This window comes from Ancylobacter sp. GW821-FHT10E12, from assembly GCF_058809335.1.
Genome location: NZ_JBXASN010000007.1, coordinates 157,226 through 180,118, shown reverse-complemented (window position 1 = coordinate 180,118; position 22,893 = coordinate 157,226). Strand labels below are relative to the sequence as shown.

21 protein-coding genes and 1 pseudogene are annotated in these 22,893 nt (G+C 69.4%); 9 read left to right on the top strand and 13 right to left on the bottom strand.

Features of this window, described 5'->3' with window-relative positions:
- Positions 1–43 precede the first annotated feature (43 nt).
- Positions 44–1,459: a magnesium transporter gene (gene mgtE, locus AC1RU4_RS11550; protein WP_492891234.1), complete on the bottom strand. Its 1,416-nt coding sequence runs from the start codon at positions 1,457–1,459 to the stop codon at positions 44–46.
- Positions 1,460–1,991: 532 nt separating this feature from the next.
- Here mgtE and AC1RU4_RS11545 point away from each other — a divergent pair.
- From AC1RU4_RS11545 to AC1RU4_RS11525, 5 genes and pseudogenes are all read left to right on the top strand, one after another.
- Positions 1,992–2,357: a hypothetical protein gene (locus tag AC1RU4_RS11545; RefSeq protein ID WP_492891233.1), complete on the top strand. Its 366-nt coding sequence runs from the start codon at positions 1,992–1,994 to the stop codon at positions 2,355–2,357.
- A 16-nt stretch (positions 2,358–2,373) separates the two neighbouring features.
- Positions 2,374–3,690: a hypothetical protein gene (locus AC1RU4_RS11540; protein ID WP_492891232.1), complete on the top strand. Its 1,317-nt coding sequence runs from the start codon at positions 2,374–2,376 to the stop codon at positions 3,688–3,690.
- Positions 3,691–3,719: 29 nt separating this feature from the next.
- Positions 3,720–4,607 carry a hypothetical protein gene (locus tag AC1RU4_RS11535; protein ID WP_492891231.1) on the top strand — a complete coding sequence of 296 codons (888 nt, stop codon included), beginning with the start codon at positions 3,720–3,722 and terminating at the stop codon, positions 4,605–4,607.
- A 243-nt stretch (positions 4,608–4,850) separates the two neighbouring features.
- Positions 4,851–5,402: pseudogene (locus AC1RU4_RS11530) on the top strand (OmpA family protein); the annotation flags it as partial.
- Between the two features lie 12 nt (positions 5,403–5,414).
- Entirely contained in the window at positions 5,415–5,789 is a 375-nt protein-coding gene (locus AC1RU4_RS11525; protein WP_492891356.1) for a hypothetical protein, read from the top strand.
- Positions 5,790–6,223: 434 nt separating this feature from the next.
- Here AC1RU4_RS11525 and AC1RU4_RS11520 read toward each other — a convergent pair whose 3' ends face one another.
- The 7 genes from AC1RU4_RS11520 to AC1RU4_RS11490 form a co-directional block, all read right to left on the bottom strand.
- Positions 6,224–6,958: a (5-formylfuran-3-yl)methyl phosphate synthase gene (locus AC1RU4_RS11520; RefSeq protein ID WP_492891230.1), complete on the bottom strand. Its 735-nt coding sequence runs from the start codon at positions 6,956–6,958 to the stop codon at positions 6,224–6,226.
- Positions 6,959–6,983: 25 nt separating this feature from the next.
- The gene (locus tag AC1RU4_RS11515) at positions 6,984–7,577 is read right to left on the bottom strand and encodes a DUF447 domain-containing protein (RefSeq protein ID WP_492891229.1); all 594 of its coding nucleotides are present in this window, start codon (positions 7,575–7,577) and stop codon (positions 6,984–6,986) included.
- 3 nt (positions 7,578–7,580) lie between these two features.
- Positions 7,581–9,011 (bottom strand): DUF6513 domain-containing protein, encoded by a 1,431-nt coding sequence (locus AC1RU4_RS11510; protein WP_492891228.1) that lies wholly within the window; start codon positions 9,009–9,011, stop codon positions 7,581–7,583.
- Positions 9,004–9,582, bottom strand: a complete 579-nt coding sequence (locus AC1RU4_RS11505) for a flavoprotein (RefSeq protein ID WP_492891227.1) — start codon at positions 9,580–9,582, stop codon at positions 9,004–9,006. The genes AC1RU4_RS11510 and AC1RU4_RS11505 overlap by 8 nt, the downstream gene beginning before the upstream one ends.
- On the bottom strand, positions 9,579–10,178 hold the full coding sequence (locus tag AC1RU4_RS11500) for an amino acid kinase family protein (RefSeq protein ID WP_492891226.1): 600 nt from the start codon (positions 10,176–10,178) through the stop codon (positions 9,579–9,581). The genes AC1RU4_RS11505 and AC1RU4_RS11500 overlap by 4 nt, the downstream gene beginning before the upstream one ends.
- A gap of 794 nt (positions 10,179–10,972) precedes the next feature.
- Positions 10,973–11,779, bottom strand: a complete 807-nt coding sequence (locus tag AC1RU4_RS11495; protein WP_492891225.1) for a TrmH family RNA methyltransferase — start codon at positions 11,777–11,779, stop codon at positions 10,973–10,975.
- A 65-nt stretch (positions 11,780–11,844) separates the two neighbouring features.
- Positions 11,845–13,662 carry an ABC-F family ATP-binding cassette domain-containing protein gene (locus tag AC1RU4_RS11490; protein WP_492891224.1) on the bottom strand — a complete coding sequence of 606 codons (1,818 nt, stop codon included), beginning with the start codon at positions 13,660–13,662 and terminating at the stop codon, positions 11,845–11,847.
- Positions 13,663–13,884: 222 nt separating this feature from the next.
- On the opposite strand from AC1RU4_RS11490, the gene AC1RU4_RS11485 reads away from it, so the two are divergent.
- The 4 genes from AC1RU4_RS11485 (at position 13,885) to AC1RU4_RS11470 (ending at position 18,157) form a co-directional block, all read left to right on the top strand.
- Complete coding sequence (locus tag AC1RU4_RS11485; RefSeq protein WP_492891223.1) at positions 13,885–15,318, top strand: FAD-binding oxidoreductase; 1,434 nt, start codon at positions 13,885–13,887, stop codon at positions 15,316–15,318.
- A 365-nt stretch (positions 15,319–15,683) separates the two neighbouring features.
- The gene (gene exbB / locus AC1RU4_RS11480; RefSeq protein ID WP_492891222.1) at positions 15,684–16,796 is read left to right on the top strand and encodes a tonB-system energizer ExbB; all 1,113 of its coding nucleotides are present in this window, start codon (positions 15,684–15,686) and stop codon (positions 16,794–16,796) included.
- A 9-nt stretch (positions 16,797–16,805) separates the two neighbouring features.
- Positions 16,806–17,297, top strand: a complete 492-nt coding sequence (gene exbD, locus AC1RU4_RS11475; protein ID WP_492891221.1) for a TonB system transport protein ExbD — start codon at positions 16,806–16,808, stop codon at positions 17,295–17,297.
- Positions 17,294–18,157 carry an energy transducer TonB family protein gene (locus AC1RU4_RS11470; protein WP_492891220.1) on the top strand — a complete coding sequence of 288 codons (864 nt, stop codon included), beginning with the start codon at positions 17,294–17,296 and terminating at the stop codon, positions 18,155–18,157. The genes exbD and AC1RU4_RS11470 overlap by 4 nt, the downstream gene beginning before the upstream one ends.
- A gap of 141 nt (positions 18,158–18,298) precedes the next feature.
- On the opposite strand, the gene AC1RU4_RS11465 is transcribed toward AC1RU4_RS11470, so the two are convergent.
- The 5 genes from AC1RU4_RS11465 to AC1RU4_RS11445 are packed head-to-tail and all read right to left on the bottom strand — an operon-like array spanning position 18,299 to position 22,720.
- Positions 18,299–18,787, bottom strand: a complete 489-nt coding sequence (locus AC1RU4_RS11465) for a GNAT family N-acetyltransferase (RefSeq protein ID WP_492891219.1) — start codon at positions 18,785–18,787, stop codon at positions 18,299–18,301.
- 54 nt (positions 18,788–18,841) lie between these two features.
- Positions 18,842–19,804, bottom strand: coding sequence for a dipeptide ABC transporter ATP-binding protein (locus tag AC1RU4_RS11460; protein ID WP_492891218.1), 963 nt, complete (start codon positions 19,802–19,804; stop codon positions 18,842–18,844).
- Complete coding sequence (locus AC1RU4_RS11455) at positions 19,801–20,796, bottom strand: ABC transporter ATP-binding protein (protein ID WP_492891217.1); 996 nt, start codon at positions 20,794–20,796, stop codon at positions 19,801–19,803. Before AC1RU4_RS11455 ends, AC1RU4_RS11460 begins: the two co-directional genes overlap by 4 nt.
- Before the next feature lie 3 nt (positions 20,797–20,799).
- The gene (locus AC1RU4_RS11450; RefSeq protein WP_492891216.1) at positions 20,800–21,717 is read right to left on the bottom strand and encodes an ABC transporter permease subunit; all 918 of its coding nucleotides are present in this window, start codon (positions 21,715–21,717) and stop codon (positions 20,800–20,802) included.
- Positions 21,710–22,720, bottom strand: a complete 1,011-nt coding sequence (locus AC1RU4_RS11445; RefSeq protein ID WP_492891215.1) for an ABC transporter permease subunit — start codon at positions 22,718–22,720, stop codon at positions 21,710–21,712. Before AC1RU4_RS11445 ends, AC1RU4_RS11450 begins: the two co-directional genes overlap by 8 nt.
- Positions 22,721–22,893 lie beyond the last annotated feature (173 nt).

The window sequence follows — 22,893 nt, the reverse complement described above, 5'->3', positions numbered from 1 at the left end:
CTGGCGCGCCGACCGGTCTCCCGGCCGGCGCCCGCCGCCTCGCTCAGAGCAGCGTGTCATGCAGGATGGCCAGCGCCACGCTGAAATAGATCACGAGGCCGGTCACGTCGATGAAGGTGGCGACGAAGGGCGCCGAGGCGCTGGCCGGATCGAAGCCGGCGCGGCGCAGCACGAAGGGCAACATCGAGCCGATCAGCGAGCCGAAGGTCACGATCGCCACCAGTGCCGAGCCGATGGTGAGCGCCACCAGCATCCAGTGCTCGCCGTAATCGTGCAGGCCGAGCGTCTGCCAGGTGGTGATCCGCACCATGCCGAGCGTGCCGAGAATGGCACCCAGCACCAGGCCCGAGGGTAGTTCGCGCAGCGCTACCCGCCACCAGTCGCCGAGCCTGATCTCGTGCAGCGCCAGCGCGCGGATGATCAGCGAGGTCGCCTGCGAGCCGGAATTGCCGCCCGAGCTCATGATCAGCGGGATGAACAGGGTCAGCACGATGGCCTTTTCCAGTTCGTCCTCGAAATGCTGCATGGCGCTGGCGGTCAGCATCTCGCCGAGGAACAGGATGCACAGCCAGCCGGCGCGCTTCTTCAGCATGGCGAGGAAGCCCATCTCCATATAGGGCTCGTCCAGCGCCTCCATGCCGCCGAATTTCTGCGCGTCCTCGGTGCCTTCCTCGATGATGGCGTCGATCATGTCGTCGACGGTGACGATGCCGAGCACATGGTCCTCTTCGTCCACCACCGGCACGGCGAGCAGGTCGTATTTCGAGATCAGCCGCGCCACGTCCTCGCGGTCGGTGAGCGGCGTGGTGGTGATGGGATCGTGCTTGGGCGCCACCGACAGGATGGGCTGGCCGGTCTCGCCGGTGATCAGGCGACGCAGCGTCACCGCCTTGAGCAGCCTGTGGCTGACCGGGTCGAGCACGTAGATGGCGTAGATCGTTTCGCGCGTGCGCTCGATGGCGCGGATGTGGCGTAGCGTCTCGCCCACCGTCCAGGTCGAGGGGACGGTGACGAATTCGGTGGTCATCAGGCTGCCGGCCGTGTGCTCGGGATAGGCGAGCAGGCGGTTCAGCTCGGCCTGCATCGCCGGCGGCAGCCGCGCGAACAGATGCGAGCGCGCCGGCTCCTCCATCCAGCGGAACAGGTCGGCGACGCGGTCGGACGACATGTCGGAGATGAGGCGCACCGCCTCCTCGACCGGCAGCGCCTCGAGGAGGTCGCTCGACAGGTCGAAATCCGGCAGGTCCAGCACCTCGACCTGCTGCTCGCGCGGCAAGCTGGCGAGCACGGCGGAGGCGGTCTCCGGCTCCTGCTCGTCGAGGGCTTCGGCAATGTCGGCCGGGTGCTCTTCGGCGAGCTCGGCGGCAATCGAGGCCGCACGCACGGCGGCGTCCGCGAATTCGTCGTCACGGCGGGGGTCGTCGCGGCGATCCTGCGCCGGGTCCCGGATATCGTCCATCTCGGCTCTCTTTCCGTCGTCCGGCCTGAGGCAGGGCGGGCGCGGGGAGCCGGTCAGGTCATGCCTGCGATCGGCTCACGGCGCCGGCCGCCATGGGCCGGACGATCGACTGTCACTATCGCTGGGCATGGGGGTTGGACGTCTGTCTTTCGAGGAAAAATGGCAGGCATGATGCACTGCATCATAACGGTTCTCCTGAACCTCTCCGCTCACCCTGTCAAGCTTGTCGCCGCGCCGGAACGCGGCCGCGCCGTTGCGACGCAACTACAACTATAGAGAGTTTAAATAACATATTTTAACTTTTGATTGTATCATTCTGGCGTTTCGCGCTATGGCTTTCCCGATAGGGTCGGGGGAAACGATGCTCTCAAAAGTTGTAGCGCGGGGCGTGGCCGCCGGCCTCGTCGCCGCAAGCATTACGGGTTTTGCCGGAACCGCCGAGGCAGCCGGCCAGACCGCAATGCAGCGCGCTATCGGGCAGTGCATGGCCACCGTGGCCGTGGGGGCGGTCACCGGCGCCATTCTCGGCTAGATGACCGGCGGCAATGCCGGGCGCGGCGCCATCATCGGCGCGGCGACCGGGGTCGGCAGCTGCGCGGTGCTGATGCAGCTTGCCGCCCGCGAGGACCAGGCCCGCGTCGCCGCTGCCGAGCGCCAGGCGGTGGCTGCCAATGCCAGCCGCACCGAGAGCTTCCGCACCAAATCCGGCAAGCCCGCCAGCGTCACCACGCGGGTCAGGCGGGTCGCCGCGCCGGCCTTGCTGAAGAGCAAAGCCGCCGAACCGCCGGTCTGCCGCGAATCCGCCCAGACCGTCTCGGTGGGCGGCGAGACCGCGAGTTCCAAGAGCCAGCTCTGGTGCAGGTCGCCGCAGGGCGAATGGGCGCCGGTCGACATCTGACAGCCAGGGGTTCGCCATGCACGGAACGATCTCGCACGGAACGCCTCCCGCCTCCTACGCCGCCGTTGATTTCTCGCTCGCCGGCCCGGCCGCCGCCGAACTGATGGGCGGCATCGACCACGATCTTGCGCTCGCGCGCATCCACCTGTCCGATCATGCCGAGGCGGTGCCGGCCGACCTGACGCCGAACATGGCGTCCTGGTACCGCGCCCTGGTGGAAAGCCCGCGCCGGGCGGCGCTCGACGCGGTGGACGCGGCGGCTGCCTCGCTCAACCAGGTGACGTCGGGGGCGGGCATCTTCATCGAGCGCGAACTCGATCGCGTCGAGCAGCAACGCCTCATGCAGAAGCGGCAGGTCGTCGCCTCCCATGCCGAGAAGAACCAGATGAACTTCGCGCGGCTCGACATCGCGCGCATAGGCTACCAGACCGCCCGGCGGCAATATGAGAGCCTGCACTCGAAATATAACCGCGGGCCGGTGGTGGTGCGCTGGTGGTACTTCGCGGCGCTGCTGCTGATCGGCATCGCCGAGATGATGATCAATTACGAGACCTTCGCGGCGATCCGCTTCTTCACCCCCGCCATCGCCGCCGGCACTTCGGTGGTGGTGGCCGCCGCGCTGGCCTTCTCCTCGCATTGCTACGGCACGCTGCTGCGACAGGTCTCGGTGCTGTCCGACCCCTCGCAGGACGATGCCGACCGCTGGGCGATCGCCAAGCTGATGGGCCTCGGCACACTGTCGCTGGCTCTGGTGCTGAGCATCGTCTGGTATGCGCGCGAGAGCTTCTTCGCCGACCTCCTGGCCGAGATCGCGGTGATGTCCGGCGACGCCCCGAGCCGGCTGAAGATCATCGGCGGCTCGCTGCTCTCCAACATGGTGGTCTGGGCGGTGGGCGTGATCCTCGCCTTCTTCGTGCACGACCGCGACCCGCGTTTTCCCGCCGCCTTCAAGCATATGGAGGCGCGCGAGAAGCAGATGCGCGCACTTCAGGAGACGCTCGACAAGCCGCTGCAGCGCGAATTCGAGCGCATCGACGCCAGCGCGAAGAAGAGCCGCACCGAGGCACAGAACCAGCACGAGTCGCATGGCCACCTGCCGGAACACCAGGGGGCCCGCCGCGCCTTCGAGCGCATCGCCGAGCAGGACGCGCGGGTGATGTCGGTGCTCGAAGCCTATCGCCGGCAGCTGGTCAGCCGCACCGTCGTAACGGCCAAGGGCGGAAGCGGGCAGGCGACACGTTTCGAGCGGACGGCGCAGGTCTATCCCAGCCCGACCGACACGCTGGAGCCCGCCGACTACGCCGCGCTGCCGCTGCGCATGAAATATCTCTGACCCGATCTCCTGTGGAAGCGGCGACCCCGATGCCCATACCCGCCCGATCGCCGCATCGCCGGCGCGCCCTGCCGCATCTCTTTTTGCCGATCTTCGCCGCGACGCTGTTCTGGGCGGGCACCGCGGTCGCACAGGCGGTGGTCGACGACAACTTCTGCCGGCCGGGCAACTTGCCGCCGGCATTGCGCCAGACGCTGGTGGTGATCGACGGGCGGATGGTGACGCCCGAGCCGGACGGCAAGCCGGCGGAGGCCAACCAGAGCTGGCGCCGCTTCGCCGGCCAGTTCGTCGACCCGCTGGCCTCCGGTGCCGGCCAGCGCATCGATGCGCGCGAGCGGGTGAGCCTCGCCATCGCCAATGCCGACGGTTCCGGGCTCACCCTGCTGTTCACCGGCTGCGTGCCGATGTACCGGCCGGAGGAGGAGGCGAGGCTCGACCAGGACAGCTCGAAGCTCGACTGGTTCCTCGGCAGCGACTGGCGCAGCACCCAGAAGAAGGCCGCCGAGGAATTCCGCCGCAAGGCGACGCTGGCGATGGTGGCCGGCACCAAAACTCTGCCCGCCGCCGATGGCACGGGCGCAGAGGCCGGATTTGCCAAGGGCAGCCTCGTGCGTTCGCTGGCGCGCGGAACCGGCACCGACCTTGCCCGTGGTCTGCCGCGGGTGGTGATCTACACCGATCTCGGTCTGGCGCAGTTTCCCAAGGCCGAGGTGCCGGCCGCCCGCGCTGCCGCGCGGGCCGGGGCGGAAGCCGCCGGGCTCGACCTGCAGCGGGCGGAGGTGCACCTGTTCGGCGCGCCGGGCACGCCCGATACCGTGCCGAAGAACTATCTCGAAGCCTTCTTCCTCACCGGCCGCGCCCGGCTGGCGACGCTGACCGCCGTCTCCGGCCCATGCCCGCCGACGGCCGCCGCGTGAGGTGGCGATCTACCAGGGCACGATAAAGCTCGCCGGGGAGGACTACCCGATGCGCCTGCGCCTTTCGCGCGACCGCAACGGCGCGCTGGTGAATGCCTGGCTGGACATGCAGTCGGTCGAGGACCGCTTCGTGCCGATCCGCGGCATCCTCACCTGCGGCGGCAAGAGCTGCGCCTATGTCGGCGACAAGACCTTCGCGCAGGTCTGGGCCGACAATCCCGACCCGACGCCGCAATTCGAGGCATGGATGCCGTTCGGCGGCATGCGCGACGCGGCGATACCGGCGCTCTGGCTGGCGCTGATCGCCGGCGCGGCGGCGCAGGGAGCCTCCCCGCAAGGGCCCGATTGCGACCCGCGCATATTGGCGCGCGGCCTGCCCTGTCCGCTGCTGGCCTGGAAGCTGGTCGGTCGCGAGCACGAGGACCGGGTGGCGCGGTTGATGCGCTATGCGAAGGGCAAGGTGGCGTTCCGATTTTCGCAGGACGAGATATCGCCGGCCGAGCACGGCATCGCCGATTTCCCGGTCTCGATCCCGGTGCTGCGGGTGAGTGCGCAGCAGGACGCCTTCTTCGACAGCGGCTCGGACGTGGTCCGCCCGGAAGCCTACGAACTCGTCGACGTGATCGCCCGCAACCTGAACACGAGGTCTCCGACGTCGCGCTGTTCGTGGTCGGCCATACCGATGCGGAGGGCGACGCCGGCTACAATCTCGACCTCGGCCTGCGGCGGGCGCAGGCGGTGGCGGCGGCACTCGTGCGGCGGGGCATCTACCAGGCGTCGGTCTATCGGATCAGCTTCGGCGAGGCGATGCCGATCGCCGATAACGCCACGCCGGCGGGGCGTGCGCGCAACCGGCGGGTAGAGTTCCTGTTCGCGGCCAAGGTGACGGCGATCACCCGCTTCATCGAGAAGCAGCCGGTGCCGGCCTGCACCGAGGCGTTTCTCGACGAGGCCGGCCGCTGCAAGGCGACGGTCCGCTTCATCGCGGTGAAGCTCATCGTGCCGCTGGAGAGCCGCAAGCAGGTGCTGGAGCTGGAAAAGCGCTACGAGGCGGTGACGATCGACGCCTCGCTCACCAAGGTCGAGGTCGAGCAGCGCAAGCAGGCCATCGAGATCGAGCGTGCCCGCGTGCCGATCGACATGTCGGTGGAGAAGGTGCCGATCGACCTGACGGGACACTAGCCCGCTGCGGCAACCGGCTGTCGGCGACGTCAGGTCTGCCGTGGAGCGCGGGCTCGCCTGTCGTGGCGGCTTCGATCTGGCGGGAGACTGCCGGATCGCGCGCAGCAGGCGGATATGCCGGGGCTGCGCGCGATGGCGGAAAACGGGTCATCCGGTCCGCCGCCCCCGGTCGGCCGGATGATCGCCGGGCGGTGCCGCCGTTCGCGAGCCGTCAGGCCCGGCGGACGGGGCACGCGCTCAGAAGCAGTTCCAGACGAGAATGATCATCAGCGCGGTCAGGGCGAGAAACCCGCCGAGCACGCGACTGCCATTGTCTTCGTTCTGATCCGAGTACATAGATTTCTTCCCTAATTTATACGTATTTTTATATTTTTTTGGAAGGTAATCCGCTCTTTTAGCGATGTCCAGATGGCAATTGCGCGTGGTGGGGGGTGTCAGGCCAGCGAGCGCACCAGCGCCCGCGCCTGGGCGAGGCGCACAGGGTCGAGCCGGCCGGTGCGTCCGTCCGCGCACAGGGCGCCGCGGAAGCCGAGGTAATCGGCATCGAGGCCGCCGAGTGCGGGGATGTCGTCGAGCGCGAGCGAGCCGGCAAGTCCGGTCATCAGGCCGTGACGGCGGGCCTCGGTGACGAAATGACCGAGGCTCAGCAGATCGAGATGGGCGGTGAGCGGGCCCGCCTTCTTGTCGGCGGTGTCGAGCATGATGCCGTAGAATCCGGCGCGGCCGGCGCTGGCGATCAGCGTGAAATCCGGATCCTGGTCGGCGAACAGCACGCCGACCAGCCGCGTCTTCGCCGCCAGCGGCGCCAGCGCCTCGACGCAGGAACCCGCATGGGCGCTGGAAAACAGCCCTGCCTTGACGATCGGCACCCCGGTGGCGGCGACGCGGGCGCAGGCGGCGGCAAGGATCGCCGGCACCATCGGCTGGTCGCCGGCGGTGGCCGAAAGCGCCGGCCGGTCCGGCCCGCTGGCGTTCCACATCATCACCGCGGCAGTCAGCGCCTCGCTGCTCCACGCGCCGAGCGCGCCGAAGGAAGGCTGCTTGAGATCGACGATGTCGACGCCGCCCAGAATTGCATCGCGCATCTCGGCGAGATCGGCGACGCTGGCGAGCAGGCCCGGCGCGGCGCCGGGGACAATGGGCTTCAGGCCGGAGACGTGGCGGCTCATGAGGTGCGGTTCCACCGGGGCCGGCTCACGAGGCGCGCGCGGAATCGGCAGGCACGCCATCCCGCGTGCGGCGATGTGCCGCGACGGCCTCGATCATCCATTCCCATGCCTCCTGCTCCTCCGGTCCGGCGGTCTTTTCCACCGCGATGGCGAGATAGGCCATCTCGGCATCGACCTTGTCGTCGGGCAGCAGGTGCAGCCGGCTGACCAGCACCGCCGCCTCCAGCACCGCCGCCTTGGCGCGGTTCATGCCGAGGAAGCGCGAGTGGCCCTCGCTGTAATAGGTCTTGCAGAAGATGCGCGGGCGCTGCGGATCGTCCTCCACCTTCTCGACGGTGAGCTCGTCATGCGAGAGCGTGCCGACGAGGCGCGGGCAATCGAGATAGACCGCCTTGGTGGTTTCCACCGGTATCCGCTTGCCGAGCACGCAGGCGGCGATGAGGCGCACGTCGTCGGTGAAGTTGATCACCGCGATGCCGGTGGAGACGATGTTGTCGAGCGTGCGCGAGGGGCGGAACGGCTGGAGCAGGTAGCCGCCCTCGATCACCGTCGCACCCATTGGGGCGATATGTGGCTCGCCGGCATGCGAGCGGGTGGTGACGATGGCTTCGCGGATCATGATTCAGCTTTTCTTGAGCCCGGTGGTCAGGGTCGACCCCGCCTTGTCGAATGTCAAACGATGCGGGTCGACGGTACCGTCGTCCGGGTTGCCATCGCCGCGTCCGGCGACGCCCCAGCGCAGCGCCTCGTCCTGCGCATAGCGCTTGCCGAGCCGGAAGGCGATCTCGGCGCGGGCGGTCTCCACGCCGAGATAGAAGGCGTGGGCGCCGTCTGTCTCCACTCCCAGCGCCGGGAAGAAGGCGAACGGATCGGCGCCGATCTGGTGGCCGTCGCGGTTGAAGATGTGGACGCCGTCCTCGGCGACCATGATGCGGTAATTGCCGTCGCGCACCTGCCTGGCGAGGTCGGCGATCTCGTCCGGCGTGGCGGCGTAGGGGCGACGGTCGCGCAAGGCCATCAGCCCGCCGCCGAAGCCCTGCGGCAGCGCGCCGGCCTGCCGGGCGGCGTAGAATTCGCGCCGGGCACGGTCGAATTCGCGCACGGCGGTGCGGCAATGCGGGCTGACCTCGACCGCCAGCACGGCGTTGAGCCGCAATTCCGAGATGACGCCCATGAGCAGGGCGTTGATGCCGGTGGTGTCGGCGTCGGTGAGCTCGGTGACATTGCCGATGCCCATCAGGATCGGGATGTCGGGATAAAGCCGGCGCAGCGCCGCGTAACGCTCCAGTGAGGCGGTGAATCCGTAATGGATCGGCTCCAGGATCGGGTCGGCGAGGAAGGCGCGGCCCTTCGCCCGGCAGGCCTCGATGGCGCGGATCAGGCTGTCGAGATCCGTCGGCGAGGTCGGCACCAGCACCGGGATCGCCGGTCCCTCCTCGGCGATGGCAAGCGTCGCTTCGGTGAGGCTGAGCAGGTAATCGGCGCCGGCGCGGGTGGCGCGGGAGAGCTCCTGCGGATTGAAGCTGTCGACGCTGACCTTCAACCCCTCGCCCTTGATGGCAGCGATGGCGTCTTCCAGATGCGGGAAGGCGGTGTCGGGCAGGCAGCCGAGATCGATCACCTCCGCGCCCTCGGCGGCGAGATGCCGGGCGCGGGCGAGGAGCGAGGGGAGGTCGAGCGCGGCGGCGTCGACGATCTCGGCGAAGATCGTCACGTCATGACGGGAGAGGTCGGCGGCGCGGCGCTTGCGGCCGAAATGCTCCGGCAGGTCGGCGAGCTCGTCCGGGCCGCGCTCGAAGGGCAGGCCGAAATGCCGCTCCAGCCGCGAGAGGTCGCCGCGGAACCGGCCGGGCATCAGCACGCGGCGAGCGCCTTCCGGGATCTTCAGCCGGCGCTCGACGATCTCGGCGGTCATCAGCGCCGCGACCTTGACGCCGATATTCACCACCACCGGGTCGATCTCCGGCCCGGCGAGCTCGCCCGCAACCTTGCGCAGGCGCGGCTCGGCGAACGAACCGGTGACGAGGGCGATGCGCTCGGGTTGCTCAGCCATCGCGTGCAAGCTCGGCCTTGCGGGCGGCGATGGCCTGTTCGAGGCCGCCGATGGATTCGACGACGGTGCAGTGATCGAAGCGGCCGAGGCGGGCCGTGTGCTCCAGATCGATGGCGCGCGGATAGACCGGCACCAGTCCCCTCGGCGCCATGGTGATCATCTCCGGCGCGGTGTCGCAGGCGAAGACGATGCTCGGCACCCGGCACTTGCCGGCCTGGGCGAAGCAATTGGTGACCAGGCTGTCGGAGATACCCAGCGCGCATTTCGCCACCGTGTTGGCGGAGGCCGGCGAGACGACCAGCGTGTGGTAGCGGCCCTCGTAGAAACGCCCCACCGGCACCGCCGAGGCGGTGAGGTCGCGATAGATGCGCAGGTGCGACGGCAGCTCCTGCTTGTACATGCGCAGCACCTCCTCCGCCGCCTTCGAGACGAACAGGTCGACCGGATCGAGCGTCTCCAGCAGAGCCAGCGACTCGGTGAAGAAATGCCCGGAGCCGGTGAGCGCCCAAGCCCAGCGTGCATTTGCGTGGCGTGGAGTTTTCGGCTCGTGGGGCGTTTCGGCGTCGGTCATGCCGCGGCGCTCCCCGATGCGAAGGCGTCGAGCGCTTCGTCGATGGACAGGAGCTCGATCCGGCCGGCGAAGCGCGTGGCCAGCACCGGCACATGCGGGTCGACGAGGCCGGCGGCAGCCCAGCTGGCCGGGTTGCGGGCGGCGGCGAGCGCGGATTTAACGAAGACGAGGCGACCGGCATCGAGCTGCAGCGCCAGCCACAGCGCAAGACTGTCGGCGGTGACGTCCCAGTTCGCCGGCACCTCGGCCGTGCGCGCCAGCGTCGCCGGCAGCCACAGGGCGGCGTGGCCCTGTGCGTGGGCGCGGGCGATGGCGGGCGCGTCGGTACAGGGCGCGAGGCGCGGCTCGATATCGGCCAGGGCGAGGGCGAACTGCTCCATGGCGAGGATCGCCATGTGGTGGCAGGCGTGCTCGCTCAACGACAGGCGCGGCTGCAGGTCGCGCACCGCATCGGCGAGCGGTCCGCCGCCGGGCACCAGCACCAGCGGGGCACCGGCGCGGGCAAGGCCGGCGAGCAGCGCCGGCAGGCGCGGGGAGGCGCTGAGGCTGCCGCCAAGCTTGACGATGATCGCATCCGGCCTGTGCGTCGGGTCCATGCGGCTCTGTCCTGCGGCGCATATCCGGACTGTCCGGCGCCGGTGCGTGGTGATGCTTATGCGACAAAAGGCCGGACGGCAAAACCCTTTGTCTTCCGCCGCTTGCGTGCGGTGGGCGGCTGGCGCGGCTCTCCGTGCCGGCTTTCGCTGGCCGCCGCCACAGGATATTTCCGGCGTGGCGCCTGCATCGGCGCGTTTCCGCGTGAGCTTCGCCGGTCTGCCGGAGGGGGGTGATCGGAAGGACCTGATCGCCTTTGTGTCGCACCTCGATGCCAGCGGCGCCGGGTAAGCGTCATGAAGGCGTCGAGCGACACGGTTTCGGGGCGGATCGAATCCGGGCGCCCGCTACTGCGGGGGGCGGTGCAGCGGGCGCCCGGATCCTGCGGGGCGGTTGCAGGTCCACCCCGTGCCTCGAAAGGCAGATCGAACGTAGCGCAAATTTCAGAAACTATCTAGTACCATTAATATGGCTGCCGGGACGGTGCCGCCGTCTTCCAACCCGCGTCCGTTTCGGCTCCGGGAGCGGGCACCGCGCGGGCCAAAAAAAAGCCCGGAGAGGTGCTCCGGGCTTTTGAAAGTCAACGGTCATGAGGCGAGCTGGCCGCCTAGTATTCCAAGCAGAAGAATGATCTCGTTCCGCAGCCTTGTCGAGGGCGATTCCATGCCGATCACGTATTCGGCATTTGCAGAGCAGTCGTCGATGTCGTCCGGCGGCGAGGGGTGTCTGGCGGCCCCCGGCCGTGGTGCGATGTCCTCCACCTTCGGTCTACCCGCGAGCGTGAGTTCCCGGCAGCTCAGCCGATATCGGCAAGGTGATGCAGTGCGATGGCGCCGGCGGCGGCGACGTTCAGTGAATCGAAGCCGCCGGCCATCGGGATGCGTACGGTGCGCGTGCGCGCAAGGATCGCAGCGGGCAGGCCCGGCCCTTCGGCGCCGAGCAGCAGGGCTGTCCGCGGCGCCCGCGCGAGGTCGGACAGAACGCTCTCGCCCGCCGGGCTGAAGGCGAGCAATTCGAAGCCGTGGCCGGCGAGCAGGTCCAGCAGCGCGCCCGCCTCGCCCTCGCGGGCGAAGGGCACGACGAGGCTGCCGCCGACCGAGACGCGGATCGCCTTGCGGTAGAGCGGGTCGCAGGAGGCGAAGTCGAACAGCACCACATCCGCCCCGAAGGCGGCGGCGTTGCGCATGATGCCGCCGACATTGTCGTGATTGGTGATGCCGAGCGCGCAGACCACCAGCGCCCGTTCGGGAAGGCTCTCCACCAGCGCCCGCGCGGAGGGCATCTCGCGGCGCAGCCCGACGCCGAGCAGGCCGCGATGGATGTGGAAGCCGGTAATGCCGTCGAGGATCGCCTGGCTCGCCGTATAGATCGGCAGGCCCTCGGGCGCCTGCTCCAGCAGCGGGGCGAGCGCCTCGACGCGGCTTTCCGCCAGCAGCAGCGATTCCAGCGCGAAGCGGTTGCGCAGCGACAACGCCACGTCGAGCACGGTGCGGCCCTCGACGATGAAGCGCCCGCCCCGCCCGACGAGGTCGCGCTCCTTGATGACGCGATAGGCGTCGATGCGAGGATCGTCGGGGGCGGAAAGCGGGATGAGGTCGGGCATGGGGTGTCTTACCTGCTTGCCGGAATCCCGCCCGACGGTCCGAGGGCCGCAGGCGGCAGTCGTTGCTAGCCGCCCACTTCCTCGCGCCGCATTTCGAGTTGCAGCCATTCTTCCTCGGCCTTGGCGAGCTCGGCCTGCGCCTTGCTGAGTTCGGCGGTGGCCTTCTGGAAGCCGGCGGGATCGCGAGTGTAGAAATTCGGGGTGTGCAGCGTGTTGTTCAGCCGCTTGATGTCCGATTCCAGCTGCGACATGCGCTTGGGCAATTGTTCCAGCGCGTGCTTCTCCTTGAAGGAGAGCTTGCGCTTCGACGCGGCGGGTGCCGGAGACGAGGGTGACGGCTTCCTGGCCGGCGCCGGCGCGGCGGCTGCGGCCGCGACGGCCTTGGCCTTCACGCCATGGCCGCGCTGGGCGACCATGTCGGAATAGCCGCCGGCATAGACCGCCCAGTTGCCGTCGCCCTCATAGGCGATGGTGGCGGTGACGGTGCGGTCGAGGAAGTCGCGATCGTGGCTGACCAGCAGCACGGTGCCGGCATAGTCGTCGATCATCTCTTCCAGCAGATCCAGCGTCTCGAGGTCGAGGTCGTTGGTCGGCTCGTCGAGCACCATCAGATTGGACGCCTGCGCCAGCGCGCAGGCCAGCAGCAGCCGCCCGCGCTCGCCGCCCGACAGCCGCGAGACGGCGGTGCCGGCCTGTTCCGGCGTGAACAGGAAGTCCTTCATGTAGCCGATGACGTGGCGCGGATTGCCGCCGACGAACACCTGGTCGCCGCGCCCGTCGGTGAGCGTGTCGCGCACCGAGCGCTCGGGGTCGAGCGCGGCGCGGCGCTGGTCGAGCGTCGCCATCTCGATATTGGTGCCGAGCTTGGCCTTGCCGCTGTCGGGTGCCATTTCGCCGGTGAGCATCTTGAGCAGCGTGGTCTTGCCGGCGCCGTTGGGCCCGACGATGCCGATGCGGTCGCCGCGCTGGATGCGGATCGACAGATCGCGCACGATGACGCGATCGCCATAGGACTTGGAGATGTGCTCCGCCTCCATCACCAGCTTGCCGGAGACGTCGGCCTCGGTGGCGGTGACGGAGATGGTGCCCACCGCGCCGCGGTGGTCGCGGAACTTGGCGCGCAGATCCGCCAGCTCGCCGACACGGCGCATGTTGCGCTTGCGCCGCGCGGTGACGCCGTAGCGCATCCAGTGCTCTTCGGCGACGATCTTGCGGGCGAGCTTCTGCTGGTCGCGCTCCTCCTCCTCCAACACCTGGTCGCGCCATTCCTCGAAGAAGGCGAAGCCGCGCTCCATGCGCCGCGTGCGGCCGCGATCGAGCCAGACGGTGGCGCGGGTCAGGTCCTGCAGGAAGCGACGGTCATGGCTGATCAGCACGAGGGCGGAGCGCAGCGAGGCGATCTCGGCCTCCAGCCACTCGATGGCCGGCAGGTCGAGATGGTTGGTCGGCTCGTCCAGCAGCAGGATGTCGGGCTCGGGCGCCAGCACGCGGGCGAGCGCGGCGCGGCGGGCCTCGCCGCCCGACAGGTTAGCCGGGTCTTCCTCGCCGGTGAGCCCCAGCTCGCCCAGCAGGTAGATGGCTCGGTATTCCTGGTCGCCCGGTCCCATGCCGGCCTCGACATAGTCGAGCGTGGTCTTGAAGCCCGAGAGGTCCGGCTCCTGCGGCAGGTAGCGCACCGTGGCGCCGGGCTGCACGAAGCGCGCCCCGCCATCGGTCTGGACCATGCCGGCGGCGATCTTGAGCAGGGTGGACTTGCCGGAGCCGTTGCGGCCGACGAGGCCGACGCGTTCGCCGGCGGAGACGGACAGCTCCGCCCCTTCGAGCAAGGGCGTGCCGCCGAAGGTGAGCTTTGTATCTTGAAGCAGAAGCAGAGGGGGAGCCATGGCGCGGGGATAGGGGGAAAGCGGGCGCGGGGCAAGGGGTGCGGTGCAATATGAACGCGTTCGCAGCTTGCCGAGCCGGCCGACCGCACCATCGCCGCCACCGCCCACTACCTCGCCGTGCTACTGTTGACCGCCGGTCGGGCTATCCTGACTTATGGACGAAGCGGACATATGGTGACGCTCGACGCGGCCGAGTGACCGCCGCCCTCGCAGAGACATCGCATGCACGCCCCTGCCGCTTCTCCCGCCGACCTCTCCGCCCTTCTCGCCGCCATCGCCCAGCGCATCGGCGCGGCGCATGTGCTGACCGCCCCGGGCGATGTCGCCGCCTATCTGCGCGAGGAGCGCGGGCTCTATGACGGGCGCACCCCGGCGGTGCTGCGGCCGGGGACGACGGAGGAGGTCGCCTTCGTCGTCGAAGCCTGTGCCAAGGCGGGCGTGAAGATCGTGCCGCAGGGCGGCAATACCGGGCTCGTGGGCGGGCAGATGCCGTTCGGCGAGCTGCTGGTCTCGCTGGCCCGGCTCGACCGCATCCGCGCCGTCGACCCGATCGACATGACGATGACCGTGGAGGCCGGCTGCATCCTCGACACCGTGCACAAGGCGGCGGAAGCGGTGGGTTGCCTGTTCCCGCTGCATATCGCCTCGCAGGGCTCCTGCCGCATCGGCGGCAACCTCGCCACCAATGCCGGCGGCACCGCGGTGCTGCGCTACGGCAACGCCAAGGACCTCGTGCTGGGTCTCGAAGTGGTGCTTGCCGACGGGCGGGTGTGGAACGGGCTGAAACGGCTACGCAAGAACAATGCCGGCTACGACCTGAAGCAGCTGTTCCTCGGCACCGAGGGTACGCTCGGGCTCATCACGGCCGCCGTGCTGAAGCTGTTCCCCGCGCCGGCGCAGCGCACCACCGCCTTTCTCGCCGTTCCCGGCCCGGAGGCGGCGCTGACGCTGCTGCACCGGCTGCGCGGGTTGGCGGGCGACGGGCTGACCACCTTCGAGCTGATGGCCGATTTCGGCATCGAGACGGTGCTGAAGCACATGAACGGCACGGTGCGGCCGTTCGCGGATCGCTACGAGTGGTATGTGCTCGCCGAATTCTCCGCCCCGACGCGGGCCTTCGACCTCGGCGCGCTGATGGAGACCGGGCTCGAGGCCGCCATGGAGGCCGGCGAGGTCGTCGATGCGGTCATCGCGACCAGCGAGGCGCAGGCCAACGCGCTGTGGCGGCTGCGCGAGGACATGTCGGAGGCGCAGAAGCACGAGGGCGGCTCGATCAAGCACGACGTCTCGGTGCCGGTCTCGCGCGTGCCGGAGTTCCTCGCCCGCGCGCTGCCGGCGGTGATGGCGGCGCTGCCGGGGCTGCGGCCTTGCCCGTTCGGCCATGTCGGCGACGGCAACATCCATTTCAACCTCAGCCAGCCGGTGGGCATGGACAAGGCCGCCTTCATCGACATGTGGGAGGACTTCAACCGCATCGTCCACGACATCGTCGTGGAGATGGACGGCTCGATCGCCGCCGAGCACGGCATCGGCCGGCTGAAGGCACATGAATTGGCGCATTACGCCGACCCGCTGGCGCTGGAATTGATGCACCGGCTGAAGGACGCGCTTGACCCGCAGGGGCTGCTCAATCCGGGCAAGGTGCTGCAGGTCTAGGCTTCCCGCCGCTTCCGGCATTCCCGCCCCTTCCGGCATGCCGGCGGCGCGCTCCGTATCCTCACGGCTCAATGCGTTGCGGGGAGGGCGCCGTCCTCGCCTGCATCCGCATGCCCGCTGCGCTTCGAGGCGCTCCGGTACGGTGTTTCCTGGTGTGGGTGCGAGGGGTAAGCAGATCACCAGTCTAGAATGATGATAAGGTGAAAAATGAAAGTACTCATCTTCTTTTGAGCCATTCTACACTTGTTCTATCTGGCATTTTAAGGTTGTCGGGAGCGTATAGAGGGGTTTAAGGAAACCGTTAATTGACCAGTTGCCCACCCGCCGGCCCCCGAGGAACGCGGGAAGCCGTGGGAGGGTCGCCAATGACGGGTAGCCCCATGCCGACCCTTCGTCTCTCGACGCCTTGCCTCGCTGCCTCGTTCCGTCGCTGCCTGACGGCGCTTGCCGCGCTGAGCCTGCTTGCCGGCCCTCCGGCGGCCTTCGCGCAAGGCGCGACGTCGATTCCTGCCGCGGCTCCGGCTCCCGTGGCGCCGCAGGCTCCGGCTGCCGCCGCTCCGGCTGTGGGCGTACCTCCGCTCACCGCGTCTCCCGATGCTGCGCCTCCCATCGCGCCGGCACAGGTGGCGCCCGAGGCCCCGGCCGCGGCGCCGGTGCCGGCAGGCGCGCCTTCCGCCGAGGCGTCTGCGACCGCCGCTCCCGTCGATGCGGCCCCCGCCGGCGAGGATTCGACCGTCGCCGCCCAGCTGCCGCACGATCTGTCGCCCTGGGGCATGTTCATGGCGGCGGACATCGTGGTGAAGGCGGTAATGATCGGCCTCGCCTTCGCCTCCGTCGTCACCTGGACGGTGTGGCTTGCCAAGAGCGTCGAGCTGTTGGCGGCGCAGGCGCGGGTGCGCCGGGCGCTGCGCGGCCTGCTTGGCAGCGCCTCGCTGGAGGAGGCGCGCCGCGTCGGTGCCGCCGGCCCCGCCGCCGCTATGCTGCGTGCCACCGATCTCGAACTGAAGCGCTCCGGCGATCTGCCGGCCGAGGGCATCAAGGAGCGCGTGGCGATCTCGCTCGGGCGCATCGAGGTGGCGACCGGCCGCGCCATCAACCGCGGCACCGGCGTGCTCGCCACCATCGGCGCCACCGCCCCCTTCGTCGGCCTGTTCGGCACCGTGTGGGGCATCATGAATTCCTTCATCGGTATCTCGAAGGCGCAGACCACCAATCTCGCGGTTGTGGCGCCGGGCATCGCCGAGGCGCTGCTCGCCACCGCCATCGGGCTGGTGGCCGCCATTCCGGCGGTGGTGATCTACAACCATTTCGCGCGGCAGGTGTCGGGATATCGCATCCTGATGGGCGACGCCTCCGCCGAGGTGCTGCGGCTGCTCTCGCGCGACCTCGACCGCCGCGACGCGGGCAGAACCCTCGACCCAGGTGCCGCCGCGCCGCGCCTGCACGCGCCGGCCCGCGTCCGCGCCGCGGCCGAGTGAGGCCGGCCGATGGGTGCCAAGCTCCAGAGCAGCGATAGCGACGATCTCGGCGAGAACCACGAGATCAACGTCACGCCGTTCATCGACGTGATCCTGGTGCTGCTGATCATCTTCATGGTGGCGGCGCCGCTCTCCACCGTCGACGTGAAGGTCGACCTGCCAGCCTCGACGGCAGTGGTGCAGCCGCGCCCCGACAAGCCGGTCTATCTCAGCGTGAAGAGCGATCTCGGCCTCGCGCTCGCCAATGAGGACGTGGCGCGCCCGGCGCTGGGCGGTGCGCTGGAGCGCGCTACCGAGGGCAAGAAGGACACCCGCATCTTCCTGCGCGCCGACAAGACCGTGGCCTATGGCGACCTGATGGAGGTGATGAACCTCCTGCGCGCCGCCGGCTATCTCAAGATCGCGCTGGTGGGGCTGGAGGCGCCGCCCTCGGCCGCCGTGCCGGCGGCTGGGGCGACGCAACCGGCGGCGGCCGCCGCCCGGCCGGGCGGGCAACCATGAGCCTGATGCTGCTGCGCGGCGGCGCCCGCGAGCGCGCGGCGCGGGCCTCCTGCTGGCTCGGCTGCGGCGCGGTGGTGCTCGCCATCCATGGCGGAGCGCTGGCCTATCTGCTCTCCTCGCCGCCGATCCGGGCGATGGAGGAGCCGGCGGCGGTGATGATCGAGCTTGCCGAGCTGCCGGTGGCGCCGCCCGCTGAGCCGGTCGATGTCGCGCCCGGCCCGCAGATGATGGAGGCGCCCGAGGAGGTCGAGGATCAGGTCGAGCCCGATCCCTTGGCCGAGGAAGCGGAACCGCCGCCGCCCGAGCCGATGAAGCCGGACGAGCCGCTGCCGGAGGTGACGGAGTCGCCGGCCCCCGACATCGAGGTGCCGCTGCCGCCGCCTCCGCCGCTCGCGGCCGAACTGGCGCCGCCGGAAAAGAAGATCGAGCCGCCCAAGGAACGCCCGAAGAAGAAGCCCAAGCCGCGCGAGAAGAGCGACAAGCCGCCGGCGCCGCAGACCTCCTCTGCCCCGGCGCTGGAGGCGCAGAATTCCGAGCGCATCGCCGCGCCGACGGCGGGCGCGGCGACCTCGCGCAGCATGACGCCGGCCAACTGGCGCTCGCGGCTGATGGCGCATCTCAACCGGCACAAGCGCTATCCGACCGGGGAGAGCGGCGCCGGCAAGGCGCGGGTGGCGTTCTCGATCAACCGCGCCGGACAGGTGCTGAGCGCGCGGCTGGTGGGCTCGTCGGGCAATGCGCGCTTCGACGACGAGGCGGTGGCGATGGTGCGCCGCGCCTCGCCGGTGCCGGTTCCGCCGCCGGACGTGCCGGGCGGCACCATCGCCTTCACCGTGCCGGTGGATTTCACGCTGCGCTGACGGGCGGAGGCGATGTGCCCCAGCATGCCGATGGCGCAGCGTCCCAAAAGGTCGTCAGGCGGGGTACGAAGCGCGGTTTCCCGCTGCACCGCCGGAGGAGCTGCAGGTCTCGCAGTTCACGGGATTGGCGATCGAGGCCAGCTATCCCTCGAGATAGTCGAAGGCGGGGGCGTGGCGCAGGGGGCCGTTGGTCGCCGGCAGGTCGCCGCCCAGCGGCAGGACCGCGAAGTAGGGCCCCGCATAGGGCGAGGAGAAGCCGGCGGCAGGTTCGGCCGAGAAGCCGAAGCGCTGGTAATAGGCGGGGTCGCCGACCACGAAGATCGCCCGCCATCCCATTGCCTGCGCGCGCTCGATGGCGGCCCGCACCAGCGTGCCGCCGGTGCCGTGCCCCTGATATTCCGGCGCCACGGCGAGCGGGGCGAGGGCGAGCGCCGGAAACGCCGCCGCGATCGGCGACAGCAGCGCATGGCCGACGATCTCGCCATCCTCCACCGCGACGAGGGAGAGGACGGCATCGCCCGCCGCACGCAGCTGGTTCACCAGATCGCCTTCGTCGGGCTGGCCGAAGGCATCGCGGATGACGGCGTGGATGGCGGCTTCCTCGCCGGGCGCTTCGTCGCGGATGAGCATGTGGGATGTCCTGTCGGGGCCGGCCCGCGCGGCCGGCAGGATGAGGGAGCGCGCCTAGTCCACCGCCCAGCAGGCGACCAGCCGGCCGGACTTCATCTCCAGCGGCGGCGCCTCGCGGCGACAGCGGTCGAAGGCCAGCGGGCAGCGCGGGTTGAAGGCGCAGCCGGTCGGCGGATCGAACGGCGAGGGCAGTTCGCCCTCCAGCACGATGCGCTCCTTCTTCGCCTCGGGGTCGGCCATCGGCGTCGCCGACATCAGCGCCCGCGTATAGGGGTGCTTGGGATCGTCGAAAATGGCGTCGCGCGGGCCGTGCTCCACCGCGCGGCCGAGATACATGACCATGACGTCGTCGGCCATGTGCCGCACCACGCCGAGATCGTGCGACACGAACACATAGGCGACGCCAAGGCTTTCCTGCAGCTCGACCAGGAGGTTCAGCACCTGCGCCCGCACCGAGACGTCGAGCGCGGAGACCGGCTCGTCCAGCACCAGGATCTTCGGCCGCAGCACCAGCGCGCGGGCGATGGCGATGCGCTGGCGCTGGCCGCCGGAGAACATGTGCGGGTAGCGGCCGTGATGCTCGGGCCTGAGGCCGACCCGCTTCATCATGTCGGTCGCCCGCTCGCGCCGCTCGGCGGCGGTGAGCTTCGTGTTGACCAGCAGCGGCTCCTCGATGGCGTCGCCGATGGTCTGGCGCGGGTTGAGCGAGCCGTAGGGGTTCTGGAACACCATCTGCACCTCGCCGCGGTAGCGGCGGCGGGTGCTTGCGTCGGCATCGGCGACATCGACATCGTCGATCAGCAGCGAGCCGGTGCCGGGCTTCTCGATCATGGTGAGCATGCGCGCCAGCGTCGACTTGCCGGAGCCGGATTCGCCGACCACCGCCAGCGTCGAGCGCGGCGCCAGCGCGAAGCTGATGCCGGCCACCGCCTTGACCGTCGCCGGCTTGGCCATCAGCCCGCGTGAGACGTCGTAAGACTGGGCGAGGTCGATCGCCTCCATCACCGCCTGCTTCATGCCGGCACCTCCAGCTTCAGTGCCCGCGGCTGGCCGCCGACCAGCGGCGTGTGGCAGAGCGCATAGCCGAGATCGGCGCCCGCGCGCGGTGGCGGCACCGTGCGGCAGCGATCGGTGGCGAAGCGGCAGCGCGGCGAGAACAGGCAGCCGGCCGGCCGGTCGGCAAGGCCCGGCACCACGCCGGGGATCGAGGGCAGCATGCGCCCGTGCGCGCGTTCCGGCAGCGCCGCCAGCAGCGCGTAGGTGTAGGGATGGTGCGGGTCGCGGAACAGGCCGCGCGTGGTCTGCATCTCCACCTGCTGGCCGGCATAGTGCACGCAGACGCGCTGGGAGGTCTCCGCCACCACGCCCATGTCGTGGGTGATCAGTACCAGGCCGACGCCGCTATCCTTCTGGAGGCGCAGCAACAGGTCGAGGATCTGCGCCTGGATGGTCACGTCGAGCGCGGTGGTCGGCTCGTCGGCGATGATCAGCTTGGGCCGGCAGGCGAGCGCCATGGCGATCATCACCCGCTGGCTCATGCCGCCGGAAAGCTGGTGCGGAAACGCCTTCAGCCGTCGTTCCGGCTCCGGGATGCCAACCTGCTCCAGGAGATCGATGGCGCGAGCCTGGCGACCGGCGCGGTCGAGGTCGAGATGCGCGGCCATCGCCTCCCTCAGCTGGAAGCCGACGGTGAAGCACGGATTGAGGCTCGACATCGGCTCCTGGAAGATCATGGCGAGGTCGCGCCCGATGATCTTGCGCCGCTCGCGCGGCGACATGGCGAGCATGTCGTGGCCGTCGAAGACCAGGCGGTCGGCGGTGACCGTGGCGGTCCAGGGCAGCAGGCCCATCACCGCCAGCATCGCCACCGACTTACCGGAGCCGGACTCGCCGACAATGGCCACCAGCTCGCCAGCGTCGACGTCGAGGTCCACCTTGTCCACCGCACGGAACGGCCCGCGGCCGGTGGCGAAGGTGACGGAGAGGTTGCGGATGGAGAGCAGGGGCATCGCTCAGCTCCTCCTGAGCTTCGGGTCGAGCGCGTCACGCAGGCCGTCGCCCATCAGGTTGATCGCGACCACGGTGACCAGGATGGCGAGGCCGGGCAGGGTGACGATCCACGGCGCGGCGCGGATGAACTCGCGGCTGTCGGCCAGCATCGCGCCCCATTCCGGGATGGGGGGCTGGGCGCCGAGGCCGAGGAAGCCCAGCGCCGCGGCCTCCAGGATGGCGTCGGAAATGCCGAGCGCCGCCTGCACGATCAGCGGAGCGAGGCAGTTCGGCAGCACGGTGACGAACATCAGCCGCAGCCGGCCGACGCCGGCGACCCGCGCCGCCACCACATATTCCTTCGACAGCTCGGCGATGGCGGCCGCCCGCACCAGGCGCACATAGCGCGGTAGGTACACCACCGTGACCGCGACGATGGTGTTGACGAGGCTGGGGCCGAGGATCGCCACGACAAGGATGGCGAGCACCAGGCTCGGGATCGCCACCACCAGGTCCATGATGCGCATCACCACGACTTCGACGATGCCGCGCAGGAAGGCGCTGGCGAGGCCGAGCACGATGCCGACCGCCACCGAGACCAGCATCACCGACAGGCCGATGCCGAGCGAGATGCGCGCGCCGTAGATCAGCCGCGAGAGGATGTCGCGGCCGACCGCGTCGGTGCCGAACGGAAACGCCCAGTTGCCGCCCGCCCAGACCGGCGGCTGCTGCACATGCTCGCGGAACTGCTCGATCGGCGAGTGCGGCGCCACCAGCGGCGCGAACAGTGCAAGGAAGGCGATGAACGCCACCACGGCGAGGCCGAGCACCGCACCGCGATTCTCGCTGAACGCCGACCAGAAGGAGGCGAACGAGGAGGGAGCCGGCGGGATCGTCTCGATGATGGCGCCATCCGGCAGGATCACCTGTTCGTCAGCCATGCCGGATCCTCGGGTTGATCGCGACATAGGTGAGGTCGACGATGAGATTGACGAGGATGACGATGCCGGAGATCAGCATGATGCCGCCCTGCAGCGCCGGGTAATCGCGCCGGGAGATCGATTCGATCAGCCATTTGCCGACGCCGGGCCAGGCAAAGATGGTCTCGGTGAGCACCGCGCCGGCGAGCAGCGTGCCGGTCTGCAGGCCGATGACGGTGACCACCGGGATCAGCGCGTTGCGCAATGCGTGCAGGCCGACGACGCGCAGCGGCGAGAGGCCCTTGGCGCGGGCGGTGCGCACATAGTCCTCGCTCAGCACCTCCAGCATGGAGGAGCGGGTCATGCGGGCGATCACCGCCAGTGGGATGGTGCCGAGCACGATGGACGGCAGGATGAGATGCGCCACTGCCGAGCTGAAGGCGCCTTCCTGGTCCGACAGCAGGCTGTCGATCAGCATGAAGCCGGTGACCGGTTCGAAATAGTAGTTGATCAGGTCCATGCGGCCGGAAACCGGGGTGAGCCCCAGATATTCGGACATGAGCATGATGAGCAGCAGGCCCCACCAGAAGATCGGCATCGAATAGCCGGTGAGCGCCACCGTCATCACCGAATGGTCGAAGAAGCTGCCGCGCTTCACCGCCGCGATGACGCCGGCGGGAATGCCGAGCACGATGGCGAAGATCAGGCCGCACAGGGTGAGTTCGAGCGTCGCCGGGAACAGGGTGGCGAATTCCTGCAGCACCGGTGTCTTGGTGACGATGGAAACGCCGAAATCGCCATGCACGATGCCGTTGGCGTAGTGGAGGAACTGCTCCCACACCGGCTGGTCGAGCCCAAGCTCGTGGCGCAGCATGGCGAGGCGCTCGGGCGCGATGCCGCGCTCGCCGGTGCGCGCCTCGATCGGGTCGCCCGGTACCAGGCGCACCGCGACGAAGGTGACGAACATCAGCGCCACGAAGGTCGGCAGCGTCAGCGCGACGCGGCGGATGAAAAAGCGGAACATCGATATCCCGGGCTTGTGATGCGCCATGTCCTGCGACGCCGGATTCCGCTAGGGAATCTCGGGCGCCGTCGGCAGCGGATCGAGGGGTCGTCGTCAACGACGGGGCGCACACGCGCAGCGCACGCGATCTCACGGATCCAAAGCACGTTCCGGCCGCGCGGATGCGTCCGTGC

What these genes read in the sequence shown, in the direction of transcription:
- AC1RU4_RS11510 (WP_492891228.1), bottom strand. Translation starts at nt 9,011, where the DNA reads ATGGCTGAGCAACCCGAGCGCATCGCCCTCGTCACCGGTTCGTTCGCC.
- AC1RU4_RS11520 (WP_492891230.1), bottom strand. Translation starts at nt 6,958, where the DNA reads ATGAGCCGCCACGTCTCCGGCCTGAAGCCCATTGTCCCCGGCGCCGCG.
- AC1RU4_RS11535 (WP_492891231.1), top strand. Translation starts at nt 3,720, where the DNA reads ATGCCCATACCCGCCCGATCGCCGCATCGCCGGCGCGCCCTGCCGCAT.
- exbD (WP_492891221.1), top strand. Translation starts at nt 16,806, where the DNA reads ATGGGTGCCAAGCTCCAGAGCAGCGATAGCGACGATCTCGGCGAGAAC.
- AC1RU4_RS11505 (WP_492891227.1), bottom strand. Translation starts at nt 9,582, where the DNA reads ATGACCGACGCCGAAACGCCCCACGAGCCGAAAACTCCACGCCACGCA.
- mgtE (WP_492891234.1), bottom strand. Translation starts at nt 1,459, where the DNA reads ATGGACGATATCCGGGACCCGGCGCAGGATCGCCGCGACGACCCCCGC.
- AC1RU4_RS11495 (WP_492891225.1), bottom strand. Translation starts at nt 11,779, where the DNA reads ATGCCCGACCTCATCCCGCTTTCCGCCCCCGACGATCCTCGCATCGAC.
- AC1RU4_RS11465 (WP_492891219.1), bottom strand. Translation starts at nt 18,787, where the DNA reads ATGCTCATCCGCGACGAAGCGCCCGGCGAGGAAGCCGCCATCCACGCC.
- exbB (WP_492891222.1), top strand. Translation starts at nt 15,684, where the DNA reads ATGACGGGTAGCCCCATGCCGACCCTTCGTCTCTCGACGCCTTGCCTC.
- AC1RU4_RS11490 (WP_492891224.1), bottom strand. Translation starts at nt 13,662, where the DNA reads ATGGCTCCCCCTCTGCTTCTGCTTCAAGATACAAAGCTCACCTTCGGC.
- AC1RU4_RS11450 (WP_492891216.1), bottom strand. Translation starts at nt 21,717, where the DNA reads ATGGCTGACGAACAGGTGATCCTGCCGGATGGCGCCATCATCGAGACG.
- AC1RU4_RS11445 (WP_492891215.1), bottom strand. Translation starts at nt 22,720, where the DNA reads ATGTTCCGCTTTTTCATCCGCCGCGTCGCGCTGACGCTGCCGACCTTC.
- AC1RU4_RS11470 (WP_492891220.1), top strand. Translation starts at nt 17,294, where the DNA reads ATGAGCCTGATGCTGCTGCGCGGCGGCGCCCGCGAGCGCGCGGCGCGG.
- AC1RU4_RS11540 (WP_492891232.1), top strand. Translation starts at nt 2,374, where the DNA reads ATGCACGGAACGATCTCGCACGGAACGCCTCCCGCCTCCTACGCCGCC.
- AC1RU4_RS11500 (WP_492891226.1), bottom strand. Translation starts at nt 10,178, where the DNA reads ATGGACCCGACGCACAGGCCGGATGCGATCATCGTCAAGCTTGGCGGC.
- AC1RU4_RS11455 (WP_492891217.1), bottom strand. Translation starts at nt 20,796, where the DNA reads ATGCCCCTGCTCTCCATCCGCAACCTCTCCGTCACCTTCGCCACCGGC.
- AC1RU4_RS11545 (WP_492891233.1), top strand. Translation starts at nt 1,992, where the DNA reads ATGACCGGCGGCAATGCCGGGCGCGGCGCCATCATCGGCGCGGCGACC.
- AC1RU4_RS11515 (WP_492891229.1), bottom strand. Translation starts at nt 7,577, where the DNA reads ATGATCCGCGAAGCCATCGTCACCACCCGCTCGCATGCCGGCGAGCCA.
- AC1RU4_RS11460 (WP_492891218.1), bottom strand. Translation starts at nt 19,804, where the DNA reads ATGAAGCAGGCGGTGATGGAGGCGATCGACCTCGCCCAGTCTTACGAC.
- AC1RU4_RS11485 (WP_492891223.1), top strand. Translation starts at nt 13,885, where the DNA reads ATGCACGCCCCTGCCGCTTCTCCCGCCGACCTCTCCGCCCTTCTCGCC.
- AC1RU4_RS11525 (WP_492891356.1), top strand. Translation starts at nt 5,415, where the DNA reads ATGCCGATCGCCGATAACGCCACGCCGGCGGGGCGTGCGCGCAACCGG.